At 58.4% G+C, this 21,110-nt stretch carries 24 protein-coding genes, 3 tRNA genes and 1 pseudogene; 22 read left to right on the top strand and 6 right to left on the bottom strand.

Translation table 11 applies throughout. From position 1 onward, the window contains the following. The first annotated feature begins 142 nt into the window (after window positions 1-142). The 8 genes from ACOYW1_RS10855 (at window position 143) to ACOYW1_RS10820 (ending at window position 8,162) form a co-directional block, all read left to right on the top strand. Window positions 143-1,120, top strand: coding sequence for a hypothetical protein (locus ACOYW1_RS10855; RefSeq protein WP_482422802.1), 978 nt, complete (start codon window positions 143-145; stop codon window positions 1,118-1,120). Continuing rightward, window positions 1,104-2,684 carry a P-loop NTPase family protein gene (locus tag ACOYW1_RS10850; RefSeq protein ID WP_482422801.1) on the top strand — a complete coding sequence of 527 codons (1,581 nt, stop codon included), beginning with the start codon at window positions 1,104-1,106 and terminating at the stop codon, window positions 2,682-2,684. The genes ACOYW1_RS10855 and ACOYW1_RS10850 overlap by 17 nt, the downstream gene beginning before the upstream one ends. A gap of 52 nt (window positions 2,685-2,736) precedes the next feature. After that, window positions 2,737-4,299, top strand: coding sequence for a lysine 5,6-aminomutase subunit alpha (gene kamD / locus ACOYW1_RS10845; protein ID WP_482422800.1), 1,563 nt, complete (start codon window positions 2,737-2,739; stop codon window positions 4,297-4,299). After that, a complete protein-coding gene (locus ACOYW1_RS10840; RefSeq protein WP_482422799.1) occupies window positions 4,292-4,774 on the top strand; it encodes an OAM dimerization domain-containing protein in 483 nt (160 codons plus the stop codon). Before kamD ends, ACOYW1_RS10840 begins: the two co-directional genes overlap by 8 nt. After that, the gene (locus ACOYW1_RS10835) at window positions 4,719-5,033 is read left to right on the top strand and encodes a hypothetical protein (protein WP_482422798.1); all 315 of its coding nucleotides are present in this window, start codon (window positions 4,719-4,721) and stop codon (window positions 5,031-5,033) included. Before ACOYW1_RS10840 ends, ACOYW1_RS10835 begins: the two co-directional genes overlap by 56 nt. An 83-nt stretch (window positions 5,034-5,116) precedes the next feature. Next, window positions 5,117-5,518, top strand: a complete 402-nt coding sequence (kal, locus tag ACOYW1_RS10830) for a 3-aminobutyryl-CoA ammonia lyase (protein WP_482422797.1) — start codon at window positions 5,117-5,119, stop codon at window positions 5,516-5,518. Next, window positions 5,511-6,332: a 3-keto-5-aminohexanoate cleavage enzyme gene (kce, locus tag ACOYW1_RS10825; RefSeq protein ID WP_482422796.1), complete on the top strand. Its 822-nt coding sequence runs from the start codon at window positions 5,511-5,513 to the stop codon at window positions 6,330-6,332. Before kal ends, kce begins: the two co-directional genes overlap by 8 nt. A 336-nt stretch (window positions 6,333-6,668) precedes the next feature. Continuing rightward, a complete protein-coding gene (locus ACOYW1_RS10820; protein WP_482422795.1) occupies window positions 6,669-8,162 on the top strand; it encodes a Na+/H+ antiporter NhaC family protein in 1,494 nt (497 codons plus the stop codon). Between the two features lie 112 nt (window positions 8,163-8,274). On the opposite strand, the gene ACOYW1_RS10815 is transcribed toward ACOYW1_RS10820, so the two are convergent. Further along, the gene (locus ACOYW1_RS10815) at window positions 8,275-8,622 is read right to left on the bottom strand and encodes a nucleotide pyrophosphohydrolase (RefSeq protein WP_482422794.1); all 348 of its coding nucleotides are present in this window, start codon (window positions 8,620-8,622) and stop codon (window positions 8,275-8,277) included. A 280-nt stretch (window positions 8,623-8,902) separates the two neighbouring features. Between ACOYW1_RS10815 and ACOYW1_RS10810 the strand changes: the two genes are divergently transcribed. From ACOYW1_RS10810 to ACOYW1_RS10790, 5 genes are all read left to right on the top strand, one after another. Then, a tRNA-Leu gene (locus ACOYW1_RS10810) sits at window positions 8,903-8,989 on the top strand. 220 nt (window positions 8,990-9,209) lie between these two features. Then, window positions 9,210-9,296 (top strand) — tRNA-Leu (locus ACOYW1_RS10805). Between the two features lie 222 nt (window positions 9,297-9,518). Further along, a tRNA-Leu gene (locus ACOYW1_RS10800) sits at window positions 9,519-9,605 on the top strand. Between the two features lie 156 nt (window positions 9,606-9,761). Beyond that, window positions 9,762-10,349: a hypothetical protein gene (locus ACOYW1_RS10795; RefSeq protein ID WP_482422793.1), complete on the top strand. Its 588-nt coding sequence runs from the start codon at window positions 9,762-9,764 to the stop codon at window positions 10,347-10,349. 11 nt (window positions 10,350-10,360) lie between these two features. Continuing rightward, window positions 10,361-10,834 carry a GNAT family N-acetyltransferase gene (locus ACOYW1_RS10790; RefSeq protein WP_482422792.1) on the top strand — a complete coding sequence of 158 codons (474 nt, stop codon included), beginning with the start codon at window positions 10,361-10,363 and terminating at the stop codon, window positions 10,832-10,834. Window positions 10,835-10,934: 100 nt separating this feature from the next. Here the strand turns inward: ACOYW1_RS10790 and ACOYW1_RS10785 are convergent, their stop codons facing one another. From ACOYW1_RS10785 to ACOYW1_RS10765, 5 genes and pseudogenes are all read right to left on the bottom strand, one after another. After that, window positions 10,935-11,204: a hypothetical protein gene (locus ACOYW1_RS10785; protein WP_482422791.1), complete on the bottom strand. Its 270-nt coding sequence runs from the start codon at window positions 11,202-11,204 to the stop codon at window positions 10,935-10,937. Beyond that, window positions 11,201-11,350: a hypothetical protein gene (locus ACOYW1_RS10780; RefSeq protein WP_482422790.1), complete on the bottom strand. Its 150-nt coding sequence runs from the start codon at window positions 11,348-11,350 to the stop codon at window positions 11,201-11,203. The genes ACOYW1_RS10785 and ACOYW1_RS10780 overlap by 4 nt, the downstream gene beginning before the upstream one ends. 94 nt (window positions 11,351-11,444) lie before the next feature. Beyond that, window positions 11,445-11,897: a hypothetical protein gene (locus ACOYW1_RS10775; protein WP_482416442.1), complete on the bottom strand. Its 453-nt coding sequence runs from the start codon at window positions 11,895-11,897 to the stop codon at window positions 11,445-11,447. 119 nt (window positions 11,898-12,016) lie between these two features. Beyond that, window positions 12,017-12,586: a GNAT family N-acetyltransferase gene (locus ACOYW1_RS10770; protein WP_482422789.1), complete on the bottom strand. Its 570-nt coding sequence runs from the start codon at window positions 12,584-12,586 to the stop codon at window positions 12,017-12,019. 230 nt (window positions 12,587-12,816) lie between these two features. Beyond that, window positions 12,817-13,524, bottom strand: a pseudogene (locus ACOYW1_RS10765) (DMT family transporter); the annotation flags it as partial. A 547-nt stretch (window positions 13,525-14,071) separates the two neighbouring features. On the opposite strand from ACOYW1_RS10765, the gene def reads away from it, so the two are divergent. The 9 genes from def to mqnB all read left to right on the top strand — a co-directional run bounded on the left by def (window position 14,072) and on the right by mqnB (window position 20,775). Further along, window positions 14,072-14,581, top strand: coding sequence for a peptide deformylase (def, locus tag ACOYW1_RS10760; RefSeq protein WP_482422788.1), 510 nt, complete (start codon window positions 14,072-14,074; stop codon window positions 14,579-14,581). Window positions 14,582-14,584: 3 nt separating this feature from the next. After that, entirely contained in the window at window positions 14,585-14,818 is a 234-nt protein-coding gene (locus ACOYW1_RS10755) for a formyltransferase family protein (protein ID WP_482422787.1), read from the top strand. Window positions 14,819-14,844: 26 nt separating this feature from the next. Continuing rightward, window positions 14,845-15,504 (top strand): methionyl-tRNA formyltransferase, encoded by a 660-nt coding sequence (locus tag ACOYW1_RS10750; RefSeq protein WP_482422786.1) that lies wholly within the window; start codon window positions 14,845-14,847, stop codon window positions 15,502-15,504. 219 nt (window positions 15,505-15,723) lie between these two features. Further along, complete coding sequence (gene rsmB / locus ACOYW1_RS10745; RefSeq protein ID WP_482422785.1) at window positions 15,724-17,076, top strand: 16S rRNA (cytosine(967)-C(5))-methyltransferase RsmB; 1,353 nt, start codon at window positions 15,724-15,726, stop codon at window positions 17,074-17,076. Between the two features lie 63 nt (window positions 17,077-17,139). Then, window positions 17,140-18,105, top strand: coding sequence for a PASTA domain-containing protein (locus tag ACOYW1_RS10740; RefSeq protein ID WP_180146524.1), 966 nt, complete (start codon window positions 17,140-17,142; stop codon window positions 18,103-18,105). 83 nt (window positions 18,106-18,188) lie between these two features. After that, window positions 18,189-18,854 carry a ribulose-phosphate 3-epimerase gene (gene rpe / locus ACOYW1_RS10735; protein WP_482422784.1) on the top strand — a complete coding sequence of 222 codons (666 nt, stop codon included), beginning with the start codon at window positions 18,189-18,191 and terminating at the stop codon, window positions 18,852-18,854. Window positions 18,855-18,944: 90 nt separating this feature from the next. Continuing rightward, entirely contained in the window at window positions 18,945-19,385 is a 441-nt protein-coding gene (gene aroQ, locus ACOYW1_RS10730) for a type II 3-dehydroquinate dehydratase (RefSeq protein ID WP_482423702.1), read from the top strand. 14 nt (window positions 19,386-19,399) lie between these two features. Continuing rightward, window positions 19,400-20,041 (top strand): TetR/AcrR family transcriptional regulator, encoded by a 642-nt coding sequence (locus ACOYW1_RS10725; protein WP_180146518.1) that lies wholly within the window; start codon window positions 19,400-19,402, stop codon window positions 20,039-20,041. Further along, window positions 20,038-20,775, top strand: a complete 738-nt coding sequence (gene mqnB, locus ACOYW1_RS10720) for a futalosine hydrolase (RefSeq protein ID WP_482422783.1) — start codon at window positions 20,038-20,040, stop codon at window positions 20,773-20,775. The genes ACOYW1_RS10725 and mqnB overlap by 4 nt, the downstream gene beginning before the upstream one ends. Window positions 20,776-21,110: the final 335 nt, after the last annotated feature.

The raw sequence follows: 21,110 nt of genomic DNA, 5'->3' as shown, positions 1-21,110 counted from the left end.
TTAAAAAGGTTGCCAAACAGGATTTAGATTGTTTCAGCGATTAACTTCGCGCTTACTCTTGCCCCGAGGAACGAGGGGCAAGAGTAAGCGCAACCTGGGGTCCAGGGGATCATCCCCTGGCCGCCGGAGGCATCGTCCCTTCATGAAAACGTACTGTTTCATCGGAACCGATAAAAACGCCGGAAAGACCACGGCTTTCAACGCCGTGTATGCCGAACGGGTGCGCAGGGGGCAGACCCTGCTCCTCACCTCCATCGGCATCAACGGCGAGACCACCGATGAATTTGACGGGGGGATCAAGCCCGGTATCCGGGTGATGCCCGGTTCTTTTTTCGTGACGGCCGGAGAGCACCTCACCGGCCACACCGGCAAATACGACACCTGGGCCACCTTTGTGCCGCCGCGTTTTGCAAAGCCCCTGGTGCTGGGTCGGTGCACCCTGGCCTTTGACATCCTCCTGGAAGGGCCCAACACCGGAACGGAGCTGTCCCTATTAAAAGGTGAGCTCGCAGGGCTCATCCCTTCGGAGTCCATCCTCCTTGTGGACGGTTCCATCGACCGGCAGTTCCTGGCGAGCCCTGACCTCTGCGACGCCTTCTACTTCTCGGTGCTTTTTTCCAAGCGGGAGCCCCAGAGGCGCAAGGCCGAGGCCTTTCTCTCCGCTCTCTCCTTCCAGGGCTGCAGCGGCAACGTGGCCCGGATGATAGACGAGGAGAAAGAAGAATCCACCCGCGCCATTCTTTTTGATGAAGACGGCTCGGTCATTCATCACGGAGAGCTTATGCCCTTTGCGGACAAGGCCCTCCACGACAAACTGGGCAAGCTGGGGGCACGGCCTGCCGTGCTCTACTTAAACGGCGCCCTCACCCTGACCCTGGCCGAGTACCTGGCGCCCCTTAAAGGGCTCACCCTGGTCCTCGACAACATGACCCTCTACCAGAACGTCTCCGCAGGCCCGAGAAAAGCCCTTCTCTTCAAGCCGGAAGTTCGCCTCCTTCACACGGTGAAGGTCAAGCGGATCTTCATCCGGGAAGAGGCCCCCTTTGATCGCAGCCTGCTTCCGGCTAACGCAGAAGTTTACAACCTCTTCAGGGACGGTACCCATGGCATTGGAATTTAGACAGGACCTCATACCCCGCGCTCTTAACGAGGAGCTGGCCTTTGACGCCTACCTTGCCCTCTTCGATCTGGGCCTGCCCCTGATCCCTGCAACCATCCTGGAGCCCATGGGAAAAACAGAAGGGGCGGCGCACTTTGAGGCCCTCGGAAGGATCGAGTCAGCCTTCTCCCCGGAGACCCTTTCCGAACTCATCAAGATAAGCGCAAGGCTTCCCCGCCTGGAGTCTCTGCTCCCCCATTTTGAGGGGGCGGGCCTCCAGCAGTTCCATCTCTTTGAGTTGAACAGGTTCCTCTCCGTCACGGCAGAGCTCACCGCCCTTGAGCACACTCTGCCCACGGCGTTGGAATCCCACGGGGCCTTGAACGGCATGCGCGAGGTCCTCTCCCGCCATACAGAGCGGGAAGGCGCAGCCCTTTCCGCCAACGAGGCCACGGCACGAATCAGAAAAAAACTGGAAGAGGTTGAAAAAAGCCTGACCGAAGAGATCATCGCCCACGAACAGGCGGTGGAAAAAGCCATGGGCCTTCGCATGATCTACCCCTTTCCCCGGGAGATTGAAGGGAGCGATCCGCTCCTTGAAAAGGCCCTGAGCTGCCCGCTTCTGCAGGTCACCGAAACCGGGGAGACCCTCCGCCTGGACCACCGCCCAGGGGCCTCCCTCCTGGAAAAAGTCGCGGCCAAAGAGGCCCTCACCGCAGAGCTGGAAGTCTGCACCGAAGGTCTTCTTGCGGAGATCAACGCTGAGATGGTCCCTTTTTTCAACGCGTTTTACACCCTGTACGAAGAACGGAAAAAACGCTGCCTTCTCTACACCCTCGTGTTTGTAAAGCAGCGGGAGGGGCTTGCCTTCCCCAAATTTGTGGACGGGTGCCGATTTCACCTTGAAGAGGGGCTCTCCTTTGCCCTTGCCCTTAAAAAAGGCAGTGGCTGCGTTCCCCTCTCCATCGATCTGGCCCCGGGCTCCAATGTGCTCTACGGAGCCAACATGAGCGGCAAGACCACGGTCCTCAAGACTCTCTACTTCCTGCTCACCGCCATCCGCACGGGCCTTCCGGTACCGGCTGATGCCATCACCCTGCACTACCCGGAGTCGGTGCGGCTGCTCCTCAAATCGTCCGGGGACATGGGCAAAGACCTCTCCTCCTTCGGGGAAGAGCTCCAGTTCTTCGCCCGGGAGCCCGAAGAGGGAGCCTTTATCCTGGCCGATGAGCTCTTTCTCTCCACCGACCCGGTAAACGGTGCGGAGCTCTCCCGCATCTTCATCGACAATTACGGCAAGCGCCCCTTGATCTTCTTCTGCACCACCCACTACCCCAGGGTGCTGGAGATGAACACCCCCCGCCTCTTCCGCATGCTCGACGTGGAGTTTGCAGATGAGGCGGGACAAGCCATGGATCTCTCCAACCTGGCGTCCCTGATGCCCCACAGGCTGGAGCACATCTCGTCTGAACATGCCGCGTCTGCGGTGCGCGCCAACCGCAAGCCCCTGGAGCTTGCCCTCTGCTTTCCCCTGCCCGAAAGCATCAAGGCGCGCATCAGGGAAACGGTTGAAGGCACGAAATAACCCGAAGCCGGGGATGTCACCTCCGGCGGACCCATGAATCAGGATATGCACTATGGCAACAATTGATTTAAATCACGAGCAGATCGACCGACTGAAGTCCAAGGCAAAAACCATTGCCGATCAGGTCCAATCCATGATCGACCGCTACTCCTCGGTCTCTGTTGAACGTGCCGTGCTGAGGTTGTACGGCGTGGACGGCGTCAACGAAGAGGGCACGCCCCTTCCCAACCGGCTGGTGGAGATCCTCCAGGAAAAGGGCCGCCTTGACGACGGCGTCTCCGGTCACTTTGCCGCCGCCGTCCTGGACTCCGGCCGGGATCCGGTTACCACCGCCGAGCTCATCGAACAGGGCCGCATCGACTTCGGGAACCTCACCCGGTTCTCCCAGGACGAGGTGGCCCTTAAAGAGAAGCAGCTTTGCGCAGCCGCCATCAGCCGCCTGGATGCCACCCGCAGGGCCAAGGCCGAAAAGCTGAAGAAATACCCCGAGGGGCCCCAGCCCTGGAAGTACCTTATCGTGGCCACGGGCAACATCTACGAAGACCGCCTCCAGGCCAAGGCAGCAGCGGGTTCCGGCGCCGACATCATCGCGGTGATCCGCTCCACGGCCCAATCCCTTCTGGACTACGTGCCGTACGGTCCCACCACCGAAGGGTTCGGCGGCACCTTTGCCACCCAGGCCAACTTCAAGATCATGCGCGAAGCCCTGGACGAAGCCTGTGAGGAGAATGACCGCTACATCCGCCTGGTGAACTACGCCTCGGGCCTATGCATGGCCGAGATCGCCGCCTGCGCGGCCATGGAAGACCTCGACATGCTTTTGAACGACTCCATGTACGGCATCCTCTTCCGTGACATCAACTTAAAGCGTACCTTCATCGACCAACACTTCTCGCGGCTCATCTGCTCCCGGGCCAAGATCATCATCAACACCGGCGAGGACAACTACCTCACCACCTCCGATGCCGTGGAGAACGCCTACACCGTCACCGCCTCCCAGCTCATCAACGAGGCCATGGGCAAAAATTCTCTGCTCACCGACGACCTGCTGGGTTTGGGACATGCCTTTGAGATCAACCCTTCCATTGAAAACGGCTTTCTCTATGAGCTGGCCCACGCCCAGATCGCGCGGCAGCTCTTCCCCAACGCACCTTTAAAATACATGCCGCCCACCAAGTACAAGAGCACCGACATCTTCTTCTCCCACTGCATGGACACCATGTTCAACCTGGCCTCGGTCACCACCGGCCAGGGCATCCACCTGGCGGGCATCCTCACCGAGGCCATCCACACACCGCTCCTGCAGGACCGCTACCAGGCCATCGACTCCATCAACTACGTCTTCAACAACGCCCGGGGCCTGGGAGACGAGATCGAGTTCAAAAAGGACGGCATCATCGCCAGGCGGGCCCAGGAGGTCCTCGACCAGGTGGAGCACTTCCTCACCGAGGTATGCCAGAAGGGCCTCACCGTTGCCATCAACGAAGGCCGGTTTGCCGACATCAAACGTGCCGACGACGGCGGAAAAGGGCTTGAAGGGGTCTTTGCCAAGGGTCCCTCCTACAAGAACCCCATCCTGGAACAGCTTGAGAAAGAAGGAGTCATCAATGAGTAAGGAGATGATCAAGCCCTATGGCGACACACTGAACGACGGCATTGTCCAGCTGGCCTTCACCCTTCCGGTCACGAGGCAGAACCGGGCAAAAAAAGCCGCGGAGCTCTACGCCGGAAAACTCGGTCTCACCGATGTCTCCGTCTCTTTTTCCAAGGAGATAGCCGAGGGCTTTACCTATTTCGTGATCTTCGGCAAGGCCCAGCCCGAGCTGGACTTCTCCCAGGTCCACGCCTCCGAGGCCAAGGTGGAGCGCCTGGATTTCTACGAGATCAACAACCTCATCAAGACCAGCCTCAACCGCAAAGTGGCCGTGGTGGGAGCTTCCATCGGCACCGACGCCCACACCGTGGGCATCGACGCCATCATGAACATGAAGGGCTACAACCAGGACTACGGCCTGGAGCGTTACCCGGAGATGGATGCCTGCAACCTCAGGGCCCGGTTCCTGCGAAGAGCTCCTCAAAAAAGCCGTTGAGATGGATGCCGATGCCATCCTCGTCAGCCAGACCGTCACCCAGAAGGACGCCCACATCCGGAACTTCACCGAGATGATCGAGCTTCTCGAAGCGGAGAACATGCGGGATCGGTTTGTCCTGCTGGCAGGGGGCCCCCGGGTCACCAACGACCTGGCCGTGGAGCTGGGCTACGACGCGGGCTTCGGCCCGGGTACCGTGCCCTCCCACGTGGGATCCTATATCGCCACCCAGCTGGTGAAACGCAAAGGCAGAAGCTAATTGTTCGTGAAACCAGAAAAATCAGACACACGAAATATATCCGGTTCATCTATTGCGATGACGACGTTAATTCAGGAGACGATATGAACACACTGGTAGAATCACTGATCCGAATCAGAATAAGCGCACACGACGCACATTACGCGGGGTCGCTTGTGGACGGAGCGCGCATGCTCAATCTCTTCGGAGACGTGGCAACAGAGCTGCTCATCAAGTACGACGGCGACGAGGGTCTCTTCCGCGCCTACGACAGCGTGGAGTTCCTTGCCCCGGTGCGGGCAGGGGATTACATCGAGGCCAAGGGCCGCATCGTCAAGGTGGGGGGCACCAGCAGGCGCATGGAATTCGAAGCGTGGAAGGTCATCGCCCCCACCCCCGAACACGGAGAGACCGCAGCGGAGCTGCTTGCCGAGCCCGTTCTTGTGTGCAGGGCAAGCGGCACCTGTGTCACCCCCAAAGACGCCCAGAGGATTCGCCATGAGTAACACGCCCCTGATCATCTCGGCAGCCATTGTGGGAGCGGAGCTTACCCGGGACACCTACCCCAACCTGCCCTTGACCCCCGACGAGATTGCGGGGGCCGCAGAAGAGGCGGTAAACGCCGGAGCCAGCATCATCCACCTCCACGTACGCGATGAAAACGGGCTCCCCACCCAGCGCGTCGACGTGTTTGAAACCGTCACCGAAAAGATCCGCAACCGCTGCGACTGCATCCTGCAGTACTCCACCGGCGGTGCCGTGGGCACCCCCGTTGAGCTGCGCTGCGATCCGGTGTCGTTAAGGCCCGACATGGCCACCCTGTCCATGGGCACCATGAACTTCGGCTCCGAGATCTACGAAAACACCGAGGAAACCATCACCACCATTGCCAGGGCCATCACCGACAACGACGTCATGGCCGAGCTGGAGGTGTTTGACTTCGGTCAGCTCGAAACCGTCACGCGCATGGTCAGAAAAGGCCTGGTCCCGGAAAGGCACCACATGGATTTTGTCCTGGGGGTCCCGGGGGGCATGGCAGCCACCATCTCCAACCTCGTGATGCTGGTGGACCGCCTCCAAGAGGGCCAGACCTGGGCCGTTGCGGGCTTAGGACGCGGCCAGCTTCCCATGGCCATGCACAGCATCGCCATGGGCGGCCATGTGCGCGTGGGCATTGAGGACAACATCTATTACCGCAAAGGCGAGCTTGCCGTCTCCAACGCCCAGCTCGTGGAACGCGTGGTGAGAATCGCCCGGGAATACGATCGCCCGGCAGCCACCGTGGGCCAGGCCCGTCAGATCCTCGGGCTGAACGGATAGCAAAAGAACAATGCATCACCCCGCTCTTTGACAAAACACAGGACACAACGCTGCCCAATACATCTGGTCTGATTCTCTGCGCTGAAGCGGCAGCTCCCAAGGATGGTCAATCCATTTCAGGCCGAACGTGCCGTGAAATGAAACGATAGCCCCCCCCAACCACCCAAAGGAAAGAGAAGGAGAAGAAGGTAAAAAAATGAAAGACCGCCCCGTCTGACGCAGTCGTTTTGCAAGGGTCTCCCTTGAAACAACAACACCACGAACCTGAACATGAAGTGACAAACACGCCGGACAACGAGGTTCGGCAGAAACAAAAAACTCCAAGCACAGGTAAGGATGAGATTTATGTTTTCCGGTTTGTTGAAATTAAGTCCTGTTTTTGTCATGGCAGGCCTGATGATATCAGGCTTTGACGCATTGCTCGCAGCCCCCCTTGCGACCATTTACGCAGCCATCGTGGCCTTTGTTACAGAAAAGATGAAGTTCCAGAAAATTGTCGACGCCGCCATCGACAACGTCAAAGAGATGCAGCTTGTCTTTTTTATCCTGATGCTCGCCTATGCCATGGCAGAGGCCTTCATGGCAACGGGTGTCGGCGCATCCATCATCACCATTTCCCTCAACCTCGGCCTCACGGCCAAGACCGTTGCCGTCACCGGGCTGGTGGTCACCGCCATCCTCTCCGTGGCAACGGGCACCTCCTGGGGAACCTTTGCCGCGTGCGCGCCGGTGTTCCTCTGGCTCAACCACATCGTGGGAGGCGACATCGTCCTCACCACCGCCGCCATCGCCGGTGGCGCCTGCTTCGGCGACAACATCGGCCTCATCTCGGACACCACCGTGGTGAGCTCCGGTATCCAGAAGGTGGAGGTCATCGACCGAATCCGCCACCAGGGCATCTGGTCCGTGCTCTGCCTCATGGCCACGGCCGTGGTCTTTTATATGGTCAGCGCCATGATGGGCCTGCCCAGTGAGGTGGGCAACGCCACCGAGGCCATCAGCCAGATTCCCGACACGGTCTGGAGCGCCCTGGCCGAGAAGCGAGCGTCTGCCGTGACCCTGCTTGAGCAGGTACAAAACGGTGTGCCCCTTTACATGTGCATCCCCCTTCTTCTCGTCCTCGTGGTGGCCATCATGGGCCTTCCCACCCTGGTCTGTCTGGGCATCGGCCTGATCTCTTCCCTCCTCTTCGGCCTTGTGGCCGGTACAGTGGAGTCCATCCAGAGCTACCTCGACCTTATGTACAGCGGCTTTGAAGGGGCCGGGTCCTGGGTCATCGTCATGATGATGTGGGTGGGTGCCTTCGGCGGCATCATGGGCAAAATGCATGCCTTCGAGCCCGTCTCCAGGCTCATCACCACCCTTGCGGGCAGCGTGCGCCAGCTCCTCTTCTACAACGGTGTCCTCTCCATCCTGGGCAACGCAGCCCTGGCCGACGAGATGGCCCAGATCGTCACCATCGGTCCCATCATCCGAAACCTCACCGACGAAAACGTGGAAGCACCGGAAGAAGAGATGTACAAGCTGCGCCTGCGGAACGCCACCTTCGGCGACGCCCTGGGTGTCTTCGGGTCCCAGCTCATTCCCTGGCATGTCTACGTCGGTTTCTACGTGGGCATTGCAACGGCCGTGTACCCCTTGCACACCTTCGTTCCCATGGACATCATCAAGTTCAACTTCATGGCCATGATCGCCGTGGGCTCCATCCTGATCCTGACCCTCACAGGCCTCGACCGGCTGATCCCCCTCTTCGGGCTTCCTTCAGAGCCCGACGTCAGCCTCAAGGACAAAGAGAAGTATGCCGGAAACCTCGCCCCTGAAAAACTGTAGCGAGCCCGGCCCTGCCTTACCGGGAGCCTGAACCCAAAACGCCCCTTCCACGCATGTGAAAGGGGCGTTTTGCCGGGCGGGCCCCATGGAAAGGGCCCTGGCTACAGATGGATCACCTGTATTCCGTGTATTTTTTCGCCTTCCCCCGAACCATGTCTGCCGGGTATTTGGCCTCGTTGAGTGCCATCTTGCGCTCCACGGCCCCTTCAATGTCGATCTTCAACAGGTCGGCCAGTCGGCAGAGGTAGACCTGGACGTCGGCGATCTCCTGGGCCACCGCCTCTTTTTTGTCGGGCTCCAGGTCAAAGGAGGCCTGCTCGGTCAACCACTGGAAATGCTCGAGGAGCTCTCCGGCCTCCACGTTCAGGGCCATGGCGATGTTTTTGGGGGAATGGAACTGTTCCCAGTCACGTTCCTGGGCAAAGTCTCTGAGCTTTGCCTGTATGGTATCTATATTCAAAACGGAATATCCTCATTATAAAGTTCGTCATTGGTGCCAACGCCCTTGGAAATACACCCACCGAAGCCCGGTGGCGAGCCCTTTTTTACGGAACCCTGCATTTTTTGGCCCCATGGTTCCGCAGCCCCCCGGCAGGATGCAGGCGCCTATCCCATGAAATTCGTTATCCATCTCCATCATCCCCTTGGAATCCCTTTTTTGCCTGACAATTTAAATGATAAAAAAACGTGAAAAGCCTTGATTGGCGGGCAAAGCGCTGCTATAAGTCTTTTCACAAATCGCCGAAGTGGTGGAATTGGTAGACGCGCTAGTTTCAGGGACTAGTGAGAGCAATCTCGTGGGAGTTCGAGTCTCCCCTTCGGCACCAGTTAAAAAGCAAAAGCCCTTGCATGATCATGCAGGGGCTTTTTTGTTTTGAGCGCCCGAAACCCGGGATCAAGCCCTAATAAGAGACACCCGAAGCCGGAAGTATCCGCCATTGCACACGTTCCCGGACCGTCCCTTTTCCGGGTGTCAAAAAAATATGTAAAAACCATGAAAAGCCTTGATCCACGGGCAAAGCGCTGCTATAAGTCTTCTCACAAATCGCCGAAGTGGTGGAATTGGTAGACGCGCTAGTTTCAGGGACTAGTGAGAGCAATCTCGTGGGAGTTCGAGTCTCCCCTTCGGCACCAGTTAAAAAGTAAAAGCCCTTGCATGATCATGCAGGGGCTTTTTTGTTTTTTAGCGCCCGAAACGCGGAATCAAGGCTCAAAAAAGGGGCACCGCAGACGGAAGTATCCGCCATTGCACATGTTCCCCGAACCACCCCTTTTCCGGGTGTCAGAAAAATACGAAAAACCCATGAAAAGCCTTGATCCACGGGCAAAGCGCTGCTATAAGTCTTCTCACAAATCGCCGAAGTGGTGGAATTGGTAGACGCGCTAGTTTCAGGGACTAGTGAGAGCAATCTCGTGGGAGTTCGAGTCTCCCCTTCGGCACCAGATAAAAAACAAAAGCCCTTGCATTCACCTGCATGGGCTTTTTTGTTTTACCCCCCTCGCCTCTTTATCTTTATGGTTCTCCGGCTGGCTCAGCCGTGGTAAAGATAACCTGCGTTTCCCGAAAAAGATATCCCCACACATCACAGGAAGGTTTGCATGAACAGATCCCGTTTTTACAGCCTTGCCCTTGTTCTGTTGTTGGGAATCACGCTGCCCCCCGCAACACAGCGCAGCGTTGCCATGGAATCCGACGAACCCAACACAGCCTTTGTGGAACTCGCGGGAAACCGCAACCCAAGCTTTGGCGGAGGCGGCGGCGGACTCTCCCTTTACGGAGATCACACGGCCTTCCTTGCCGGGATCGCAACCTTCGGCTCCTCCTCCTTTGACGACTATTTTGTAGGGTTCACCCTCGGAGCTCGCTTTCATCGGCACAACCCCCTTGAGTCTTCCGTGACCCCCTTCATCGGCGTGGGAAGCTTTCTCGGGTTTACCCAGGAAGAAGAGGAAGCCGAAGACGATGAGATCGACAACAACATGGACGGTGACGTGGACGAAGAGGGTGAAACAAAAACGTCCATCTCAGATACCCTGGCCTCCATCTACCCGGAGGTGGGCCTGCACATAAGGATCCCGGGCTCCGGCCTGCTCACCCTCTCGGCGCGATACAACGTCACAAGCAAGGGCAGCGAACTCGACAGCTGGATATATGCCATAGGGTTTACCATTCCCTTCTATTTTTAAGGAGAACCGAAATGCCTCCGCAGCACCTGGAACTGGCCCCGTTCGAGCCGGAAGATTACACCACCCTGGCTTCCTGGATTACCGATGAACGGACACAGGCCGTCTGGTCGGCCAACACCTTCCCTTACCCCCTTACCCGGAATGACTTCGAAGATTTCCTGAGCATCTGCCGCACAGACACCCCCCACCGGGAGTTCATGAAGGCCACAGACCAAGAGTCCGGGGACATGGTGGGGGTCTTCAGCCTGAAGCGCATCGACAGCCTGGGCCGCACCGGCCACCTCAGCCTCATCATGGTTTCTCCCCAAAGCCGTGGCCGGGGGACGGGCTCAGCCATGGTCCGGGCAGCCCTGAAGCGGGGGTTTGAAACCAAGGGATTTCGCCGCATGCAGCTCTACGTCTTCAACTTCAACACAGCAGCAAAAACATGCTACGAAGCCTGCGGCATGACCAATGAAGGAACGGGTAAGCTGAAGATGACGTAGAAGGGAGAGAATTGGCAGGTGGAGGTGATGGGGATGGAAAAGCTGGAAAAACAGGTAATAGGTGATAGGTGATAGGCCGAGGCCCCACGGGCCATGCCTGTCAAGGGGACATGTCCCCTCCCTCTATCCTGTGTATCTCAAGGGTGTAGTCGCTCACGGGGTGGGCGGAGAGTTCGATGGTGATCAGGGCGTCCAGGGAGAGAACCTCAACGATGCAGGTATCGTCGTCCCGGGTTAGGGTCAGCCTGGCGGAGGTGCCGGGATCAACGCTCATGTAGAGATCTTCTCCGCGGCCGGTGATGAGATACCTCTCCCCTTCAAAACCCAGGATGCGGTACCGTGTGATGTGCTCGCCCTCCGACAATATCACTCACCACAAAAGGTTTCCTCTCCACCCCGGACCCAGGTGGTGTCCCGGGAGACGCTTTCGTGGGTATGAATCACATGGTTGACGCAGCCCGGGGCAAGCAGAAGGAGCGCTGCCAGGAGCACAGATGCCATCGTCGTTTGTTTCATGGTGAATCCTTTGTGACGTGGAACCACGCTGTCAAGCCGGATAACCATTGTCCCTGGTTATCCGGCTGCGCATTTACGCAAAAGACACTTTCTATCAATCCTCTTTGATGACGATGCGCTCCAGGCCGTGGGCCTCAAACTCGGTGTCGTATTTGGCGCTCATCTCTCCGAGTTTCTCCATGAGGACCTCTGAGCCCATCTCCTTGAGCTTCTCTTCGTCTTCCTCTTCCTCAAAAAGATCCCGCATGCCCAGGCGCTGGGAAAGCTGTGCCCAGAACTCGTTTTCCACGAAGTTTTCCATGATGGCCATGTGACGGCTCTCGGCCAGGGAGTCTTCGGTCTCAATGTAATCGTTGTGCTTCTCGCTGAAGGTAAAAAGGGACTCCAGGCCCATCTTCTTGTAATGGGAAAAAATCTTCTTTCGCAGCTCGCGGTAGTCCGCGGTCTCTTCCGAGGGCTCAAGCTCGTGGGAGTGCATCACGTAATCGGCCACCTGGATCATCTCCACCAGCAGGCGGTATTCTTCTTTGGATATGTTCAACAGCATAGGGTGCTCCTGTGTTATTGGTACGATCTGTTTATGGGTTATATTCAATCGCTCCGAAACGGGGCGCTAAAATCATATCAAACGTTAACATGCAACCGGGCCCGGCCCAATGACTGGCATTACAACACCAGCCGATACCGTCTCTCGGGCAGGGGCCGCCCCCACTGGACGCCCTCCCACCTCGACTCAAGGACAAACCCGGACGACTCGTAAATGGCGCAGGCAGCTTCAAGACCTTCAAAGGTCTCCACCACCATCTCACGGGCGCCGGTCTCTCTGGCAAACCCCACGGCCCTTGCCATCAGGGTCTTTCCAAGGCCGTGCCCGTGCAGGGACGGGTGAAGGAAAAACCAGCGGAGCGCCACCTCACCGGGCTTTTCTCGGCCCGAACGATCCACGGCAAGAGAGCCCATGACGGTATCACAGAGAGGCATGGGGCAGCCCGGGCTCTCTGTATACTGCATCACCCGGAAAAAAGCGTCCACCCCGGCCTCATACCGATTGAAAAATTCGGAAAGCCCGGTGGCAATCACCCCTTCGAAACGCCGACCAAGCTGCCAGCGTTCACGGTAAAACGACGCTTCAAGGGAGGTAATCCGACCGATGAGGCCCGTGACGTACCCTTCCTCCACGGCCAGACCGCCCATGGTCGAAGGAGATACTGATTCATTTGATGCATGGACCTGCATGGGCCGAGCCTCCTTATTCAGTCAGATTGCAAAAAAACCAAAGCATGCCTCCGGCGGCAAGGTGTGCCACCTTGAAAGCAGGTTGCAAATGCGCTTTGATCATCGTTTGGACCGTCGGCCCTTTTACATTACCCGCCCGAGACCCCTTGGCCCCTGGAGCGCCGCACTCCTGTGCGGCACGGGTAACGACGGACTAAAAAGCCGCACCGGAGTGCGGCGCTCCGTTTTATTTAGATCACGGCAGGGCCACCAGAAACAGCGTTAACCGGACGACCGGCTTGAAAGCGCCACACCGGACAGAATAAACCCGGCGCTGGCCGGGTGTCAAAACTCAGCCGATGGGTTCCCTTAGAAGGATCATCACCTGCGGCCCGCTGAACAGAGGCGGGATAGTAACGGGCACGCATAGCCCGGGCGATGAGCATGATGGCCCGGTTCCACAGGGCAAACGCGGCCACGGCGGCACAGACACCTAAGTAGAGCAGCACCCCCATGGAGGCCAGGGGCATCAGGGGAGCCAGAGAGAACCCCCGTTCCCAGAGATATGCGGGAACCAGCATGATCAGCCCCAGGCAAAAGGTGGCCCCGAGAAAGGTCATCATGGAAAGGCCCGGGGGCTTTTGTTTCACCAGCAGAGAATAAAAGGCGAAAATCAGGGCCGCCACCACCATCAGAAGATCTCCGCTGTTGAAACGCAGCTCAAGGAGCACGCCCGGCGAACCGCCCGTAAGAAGCAACAGCACTCCGAAAAACGCCATCAGGGTGCCCGCCACCTTTGCCCCGTGCATTGCCTCCCCCTGAAACAGCCATGCAAGGATTACGATAAACAATGGGGAGACCATGGCGATAAGGGACAGGTTCAAGGCGGTTGTGGCGTGCCCGGCCACATAGACAAGGGTGTTGAACAGGGTCACCCCTGAAAAAGCGGTGAGAAAAAGATAGCCTGCGTGTGCCTTTGCCTGGGGCCCTTTGCCTCACAAGGTGCGGGCGGGGCAAAGGGCAGACGGCACCGCAACGGCGACGACCCAACGCCAGAAAGGCGGGCGCTCAAAGAGAGAAGGCTGTCGTGAAACCCGCGGGCAACGATAAAGTTCCCTGCCCAGAGAGCCGTGGCGCCCAGCACCGGCACATGATCCCGACCATCGTGTTTTCCAATCTCCACACCACGCCCCTTGCCTATATTTAATTGAGACTCCCAGAGGGCAGCCCACCCGCTCCAAGCGGAAACCGGAGCTGACGCCTCATTTTCAATAACATTTCATCAACAGCTAAAAAGGTAGTGGTTATCCCAATTTCCACGGCAAGGCAAGCACATACAGGGACCAGTCCTGTTTTCAACGGGAACACTGCCCGTTCCCTCCCTGCTGTCTAAAACACCTGTTGTTCGGCCCATCAAGACGTGATACTCTGCAAAATGGTCATACGGCCCATTGCCGGTCGTTTTGACCGTTTTTGAACACACTGACACACAAAGGTTTATGAACCATGACCATACTTGACATCGTAACGTACCCGGACAAGAGCCTTGCCCAGCCTTCAGAAAAAATCACCGACATCGACGAGACCCTGAAAACCCTCATCGAAGACATGGCCGATACCATGTTCGAGGCTCCCGGCGCAGGCCTGGCCGCCGTGCAGGTGGGCGTCAGTAAGCAGCTCATCGTCATCAACACCACGGAAGAGGGCCAGGAGAACAGCTACATGGCCCTGATCAACCCCGAAATCGTCGAAGCCGACGGAGAGTTCATCTCCGAGGATGAAGGGTGCCTGTCCGTGCCTGAATTCCGCGCCACGGTCAAACGGTTCAACCGCGTGAAAGTCACGGCCATGGATGTGGACGGCAACCCCATGGAGCTCAACGAAGAGGGCTTTCCCGCCGTGGTACTTCAGCACGAAATCGACCACCTCAAAGGCGTCCTTTTCATCAACCGCATCAGCGCCCTGAAGCGGGAGATGTACAAACGCAAAGTCAAAAAATGGATGAAAGGCCGCTAAGACATGAGCAAACCCTCCATCATTTTTATGGGGACCCCCGACTTTGCTGTCAACGCCTTGAAGGCCCTCCACGAAAGCGGACTCTTTGAGATTGCCCTGGTGGTGAGCCAGCCCGACCGGCCCAAAGGCCGAGGCCGAAAGCTGGAGCCCACCCCGGTGAAGGCCTATGCCCAGGCCATGGGATACAGGGTGGAACAGCCGGAAACCGTGGAAATTGCGCGAATTCGTCCGGCCTGACCGAAGAGATCGCTCCGGACTTTTTTGTGGTGGTGGCCTTCGGCCAGATTCTCAACCAGCGCCTCCTGGATGTGCCTAAGGTATGCCCGGTGAACATCCACGGCTCGCTGCTGCCCAGATACAGGGGATCCGCCCCCATTCAACGGGCCGTCATGAACGGTGATGCCGTCACCGGCGTCACCACCATGGTCATGGACCGCGGCATGGACACCGGCGACATGCTCCTCACCGTGGAAACTCCCATCGGCCCCGAGGACACGGCAGCCACCCTCCACGACCGTCTCTCGGAGCTGGGGGGCGAGCTTATCGTCAAGACCCTCCCCGGCCTTCTGGATGGCAGCGTGGTGCCCGTGCCCCAGGACAACGAGGCAGCCACCCACGCCGCCATGCTCTCCAAAGCCGAAGGGGAGATCGACTGGAGCGCTCCGGCCCGTATCATCGACTGCCGCCTGCGCGGCATGACACCCTGGCCCGGTGCCTTCACTTTTCTGGATGAAAAGCGGTTGCGTATCCACAAAACCCAGCCCCTGGAGACGACCGCCACCGCCGCCCCCGGCACCGTGGTGACCAGCGGCTCCGAACTGGTGGTGTCCACCGGCGAAGGAGCTCCTGCGCATCGTGGAACTCCAGGGAGCCAACGGCAAGCGCATGCCAGCCGAAGTCTTCCTCCGCGGCAACCCCATTGAACCGGGTGCCCGCATGGGGCGCTGAAAAGCGCATATCCATATTGCGTCAGTATACATCAAGCGCCGCCGATGGAATCATGGGCGGCGTTTTTGATGGGCTGAAAACCAAGGTATGCAACCGTTCCAGCGAACCAGCCCATAGGGTGCACTCGGTGCACCCTGTTCGGGTCACCCCAAAAAAACATATTTTTTCAATCACTTTTAAAAGCAGGACAATCCATGACCCAAGACGCCCGAAGCCTGGCCTTTGAGATACTCACCACCTTTGATAAAAACGCCGACGCCACCTTAGACTCTGTGATGGACCGCATCACCGGCAAGGTCGAACTGGACCGGCGGGAAATGGGCCTTGCCAACGCCCTTGTTTACGGGGTGCTTCGACACAGGGGACAGCTGGACTACACCATCGACCACTTTGCGACCAAGGGCATCGCCAGGATTGATAAAAAAATTCTCACCATCCTGCGCATCGCCCTGTTCCAGCTCCGGTTCATGGACAGGATCCCCGAATCCGCAGCCGTGAACACCGCCGTGGAGATGGCCAAGGTCCACGCGTCTGAATCGTCCGGTGGGTTTGTCAACGCCCTGCTGCGCACCTGCCTCAGAAACCCGGAGGAACCGTCCCTGGAGGGACTCGCCCCGGAAAAGAAATTGGCCGTCACCACCTCCATGCCCCAGTGGCTGGTGGAAAAATGGATTGCCCGCATGGGCCTTGAGGAGGCCGCAGCCCTGTGCCGGGCCTCCAACGACATCGCCCCCATCACCGTGCGCACCAACACACTGAAAACAACCCGGGAGGAGCTCTCCGAGCGCCTTGCCCCCCAGGTGGAGACCCTTTCCCCTACCCCGGCCTCCCCTTTGGGCCTCTCCTTTACCTCGCCCAAAACACCCATCTTTGAGATGGACGCATTCAAAGAAGGACTTTTCCAGGTCCAGGACGAAGCCGCACAGCTCATCGCCCTGATGGTGAACCCAAAACCCGGCTCGCGGGTTCTGGATGTCTGTGCGAGTGGCGGCAAGTCCGGCCACCTGGCCCAGGTGATGGACAATCAGGGGGAGCTGGTCTCCATGGATGTGGAGGCCTACAAACTCAAAAGCCTGGCCCGTGAGATGGCACGACTCGGTATCACCAACATCACCACCCACGCCTGCGACCTCACCCGTGAGAGCCCCGATATCATCGGAGGCGGATTTGACGCCGTCCTCGTGGACGCCCCCTGCTCCGGCCTCGGGGTCATCCGCCGAAACCCGGACACCAAGTGGAAATACTTCAAGCGCAACGCCACCCGGCACACAAAAAAGCAAAAAGCCATTCTCTCGGCAGCGGCCCGGTGCGTGCGCCCCGGCGGTACCCTGGTTTACGCGGTCTGCTCCATGGAACCCGAAGAAAACGGAGCCGTGGTGGAGGCCTTCCTTGAAAAACACACGGATTTTCGTATGATGAAACCCTTTGACGCCGCCCCCCAAGGGGCCGAGGCCTTCATCACCCCCGAAGGGTATGTGGCCCCCCTGCCCCACAAAAACGGAATGGACGGCTTCTTTGCGGCTCGCATGGTGCGGGAAGAAAAGTAATATTTTAAAAGCAGTATCTTTTTGACGGCACCTCACATGCCGGATACACATCGGGGAATCATCATGTTCAAGGGTCTTCTCAAATTCTTCTCTCTCTTCATTCTCTTTGTCGCAGCCGCCGGGATCACCTCCTTTGTGACCCTGACCTACATCATCGGAAACGAAAAGAGCGTGGTGGTCCCCGACCTGGTGGGGCGTGACGTCATCTACGTCCTGGAGACCCTCTCCACCATGGAACTCAACACCAAGGTCAAGGGTTCGGAATTTTCTCCCCGCATCCCCAGGAACCGCGTCATCTTTCAGGACCCGGAGCCCGGGACCCGCATCAAACGGGGCCGGGACGTGCGGATCGTCTTCTCCAAGGGCCCCCAACTGGTGGCCATGCCCTCCTTCAAACACCTTGCCCTGGCCGAGGCCAGGATCCAGCTTACGGCAATGGGCCTTGAGTTCGGAGCCACCTCCACCCTCTACCACCCGGAGGTGGAAAAAGGTGCGGTCATCGCCCACGTGCCGGCTCCCGGTGCCCTGGTGACCCGGGGAGACAAGGTGGACCTTTTGCTGAGCAACGGCAAAGAGCCCAAAGCCATGATGATGGCAGACCTCACCGCCAGCCCCCTGGATGTTGCTTTGGAGCGCATCGAGACCATGGACCTCAAAGTGGGCACCATCACCTCCACTCCGTCGGACACCGCTGAACGCAACAGCGTTCTCGACCAATTCCCGAAGCCAGGTTTCAAGGTGACCCGGGGCCAGACCGTGGACATCACCATCAACCGGTCCCCGCGTCCCGATGATGAATCCATCAGAACAGGCGCCACAGGCTCCCGCCTCTTTACCTGGCGCATGGACGAAGGGTTCCTGAAAAAACGGGTCAAGATCCAGCTGGTTGGGGACCGTCACACCGACACCATCCTGGACCGGGAGGCCCTGCCCGGAGAAGAGCTCTGGGTCCTTGTGCCCACCTTTGAACGCGCAACCCTCTTCCTGTATGAAAACGGTCATCTCAAAGAGACACGTTTTTTTGATTAAGGCGATTGATTTTCAAGGCTGTTCGGGATAAAAAGCAACAATTCTTTATTTTATCAACCCCATGAAATATCAGGATGTTATTCATGTCCATCATTGCACCTTCCATATTGTCGGCAGACTTTTCAAAACTCGGAGACGAAATCAAGGCGGTTGAGGCTGCCGGAGCCGGCTGGATCCACATCGACGTCATGGACGGCCACTTCGTGCCCAACCTCACCTACGGCCCCATCATTGTAGAGGCCTCAAAAAAAGTGACGGACCTTCCCCTGGACGTCCACCTCATGATCGAAAAGCCGGACCTTCTCATCCCTGACTTCGTCAAGGCAGGTGCCGACTGGATCTCCGTCCACGCCGAGGCGTGCACTCACCTGAACCGCTCCATCCAGCTCATCAAGTCCCTGGGTGCCAAAGCAGGGGTGGCCCTGAACCCGGCCACACCGGTGAGCGCCATCGAGTGGGTCTTGGACGAGCTTGATTTTGTCCTGGTCATGAGCGTGAACCCCGGGTTCGGCGGTCAGTCCTTCATCGAGAACAGCCTCGACAAGGTGCGGGAGATCAAAAAAATGATCAAAGACCGGGGCCTGTCCACCCTCATCCAGATCGACGGCGGGGTAAACAAGAAAACTGTCCGCGCCATCGCAGAGGCCGGTGTGGACTCCTTTGTGGCGGGCTCCGCCATCTTCGGCAGCGAAAGCTACGAAGAGACCATCTCCTTTCTCAAAAAAGAGATCGAAGAAGCATCCAACTAAAGGCACCGCCCCGCGGCGGTCTGCCCGAACCACACAACGTGCGGCGGCTTCGGCCGTCGCCATCTAAAAGGGAGGCCCCTTGTGAAGCCCATGGTCATCGACGTCATCCACGGCCCCAACCTCAACATGCTGGGACGAAGGGAGCCTGAGATCTACGGCACCACCACCCTTGCCGACATCGACCGGGAACTCAACACCCTGGGTGCCTCACTCGGGGCGGACGTGGAGAGCTTCCAGTCCAACGCCGAAGGGGAGATCGTGGACCGCATCCAGGAGGCTTACGGGCGCGTCAGCGGGCTCATCATCAACCCGGCGGCCTACACCCATACAAGCGTGGCCATCCGGGACGCCCTGGCCATGCTCTCCTGCCCCATTGTGGAGATCCATCTCTCCAACATCCACAAACGGGAACCCTTCCGCCACCACTCCTACGTCTCGGGAGTGGCAGACGGGATCATCGCCGGTTTCGGCGCCAGGGGATACACCATGGCCTTAGAAGCCGTCCTTGACATGATCCGGGACAAGAAGTGACAAGGCATACCTGAATGGAACCCAACCAGACCTTCCTGAACCTGCCCGATGAAAAAAAACGCCGCATCGAAGATGCGGCCGCCGATGAATTTTCCGACAACGGATACCGAAGCGCGAGCATCAACGCCATCGTCTCCAGGGTCGGCATTGCCAAGGGCTCCATCTTCCAATACTTCGGAGACAAAAAAGGACTTTTCCTTTTTATTTTCGGACAGTCCGTGGAAAAGGTGAAGAGCTACTTAAAGGACGTCCGGGACGCCACCGCCGACGCCCCCTTAAGAATTCGCCTGGAAGAGACCTTAAAGGCCGGGGTCGGGTTCACCCGAAAACACCCGGTGATCTACCGGCTCTATGTGAGAACCCTGGCGGAAAAAGAGATCCCCTTCCGCTCCGAGATCCTCACCTCCATCCGGCGCTACAGCCTGGAGTACCTCCGCTCCCTCCTCGAAACAGCCCGGGACAAAGGCGAACTCCGGGACGGGGTGAACATCGAGGCCGCCTGTTTTATCATGGACGCGGCCATGGACCGATTCCTCCAGGCCCTGACCCTGCCCCACATGGACGGCGGCCTGGGTATCCACGACGCCGATGACACCGAGCTGGAACAGCGGATCCAAACCCTGTGCGCCAGCCTCCTTACCGGGGTGACACCATGAATACCGTCCTTGTCCTCTCCGCTGTCCGCGCAGAACTCGCCCCTATGCTGGCCCGCCTCGACAATGCGAACCCCATGGACATTGCCGGTCGCACCGCCATGGCTGCCACCGTGGGCACAAAAAAGCTCATTGCCCTTGAGGCAGGCCCCGGGGCCGTGAACACCGCCCAGGGCCTCACCGCCGCCATTGAACGCCTCTCTCCCTCCCTTATTGTCCAGGTGGGATGCGCCGGAGGGTTTGCCAGCGCGGGAATCTCAGTGGGGGATGTGGCCGTGGCCACCGAAGAGATCGACGTCCACATGGGCCTGGAACCCAACACCGAAGAAAAAAGCGTGCACATCTCTCCCCTGCCCTTTCCCCTCATGGAAATAAACGGCAAAGAGTACAGGCACCGCTTCCTCCTCGACCGAGAACTCGCCGGGGATGCCATGGCCGCCATACGCACACAGGGAATTTCGGGCTTTCAGCTCCACAAAGGCTCCTTTGTGAGCGCTTCCACCATCACGACCACCGCCTCACGGGCAAAAAACCTGTTTGAACTCTACTGCCCGGTCATGGAATCCATGGAGGGAGCCGCAGCCGCCCACGTGGCCCTGCACTACGGCATCCCCTTCCTCGAAATCAGGGGGGCCAGTAATCTGGTGGGCCGGCGGAACCGAAACGCCTGGAACCTGCCCCTGGCCTTTGAAAACAGCTGCGCGTGCTTGATGGCGGTGTTGCAGGAAACCATGTAACGACTCAGCTCAAAAGCGCCTCCGGCGGGCAGGGGATAAATCCCCTGCACCCCAGGCTCGCAAATGCTCCGTCCCTTCGTTCCTCAGGGGCCTCACATTTGCTGACGGGCTGTGCCCTTGGCTGAATAGCTCCCTTTTTTGTAACTATTCAGCTTATGCCTCCGGCGGCCCTGCCGGGGGGTAAACCTTTGCCTGATTTTATAAAGGCGGGTTTAACAAACAGGTTTTAAAAAATCTTTTTGGGTGAGTTTTGCTTTAAAGGCGGATGTGATTTGACCCGAGGAACGAGGGGCAAAACGCATCCGCAACCTGCTTTCAAGGTGGCACACCTTGCC

This window comes from Desulfoluna sp. CYM3A (assembly GCF_056829965.1).
This window is presented reverse-complemented; position numbering and strand designations above follow the sequence as displayed.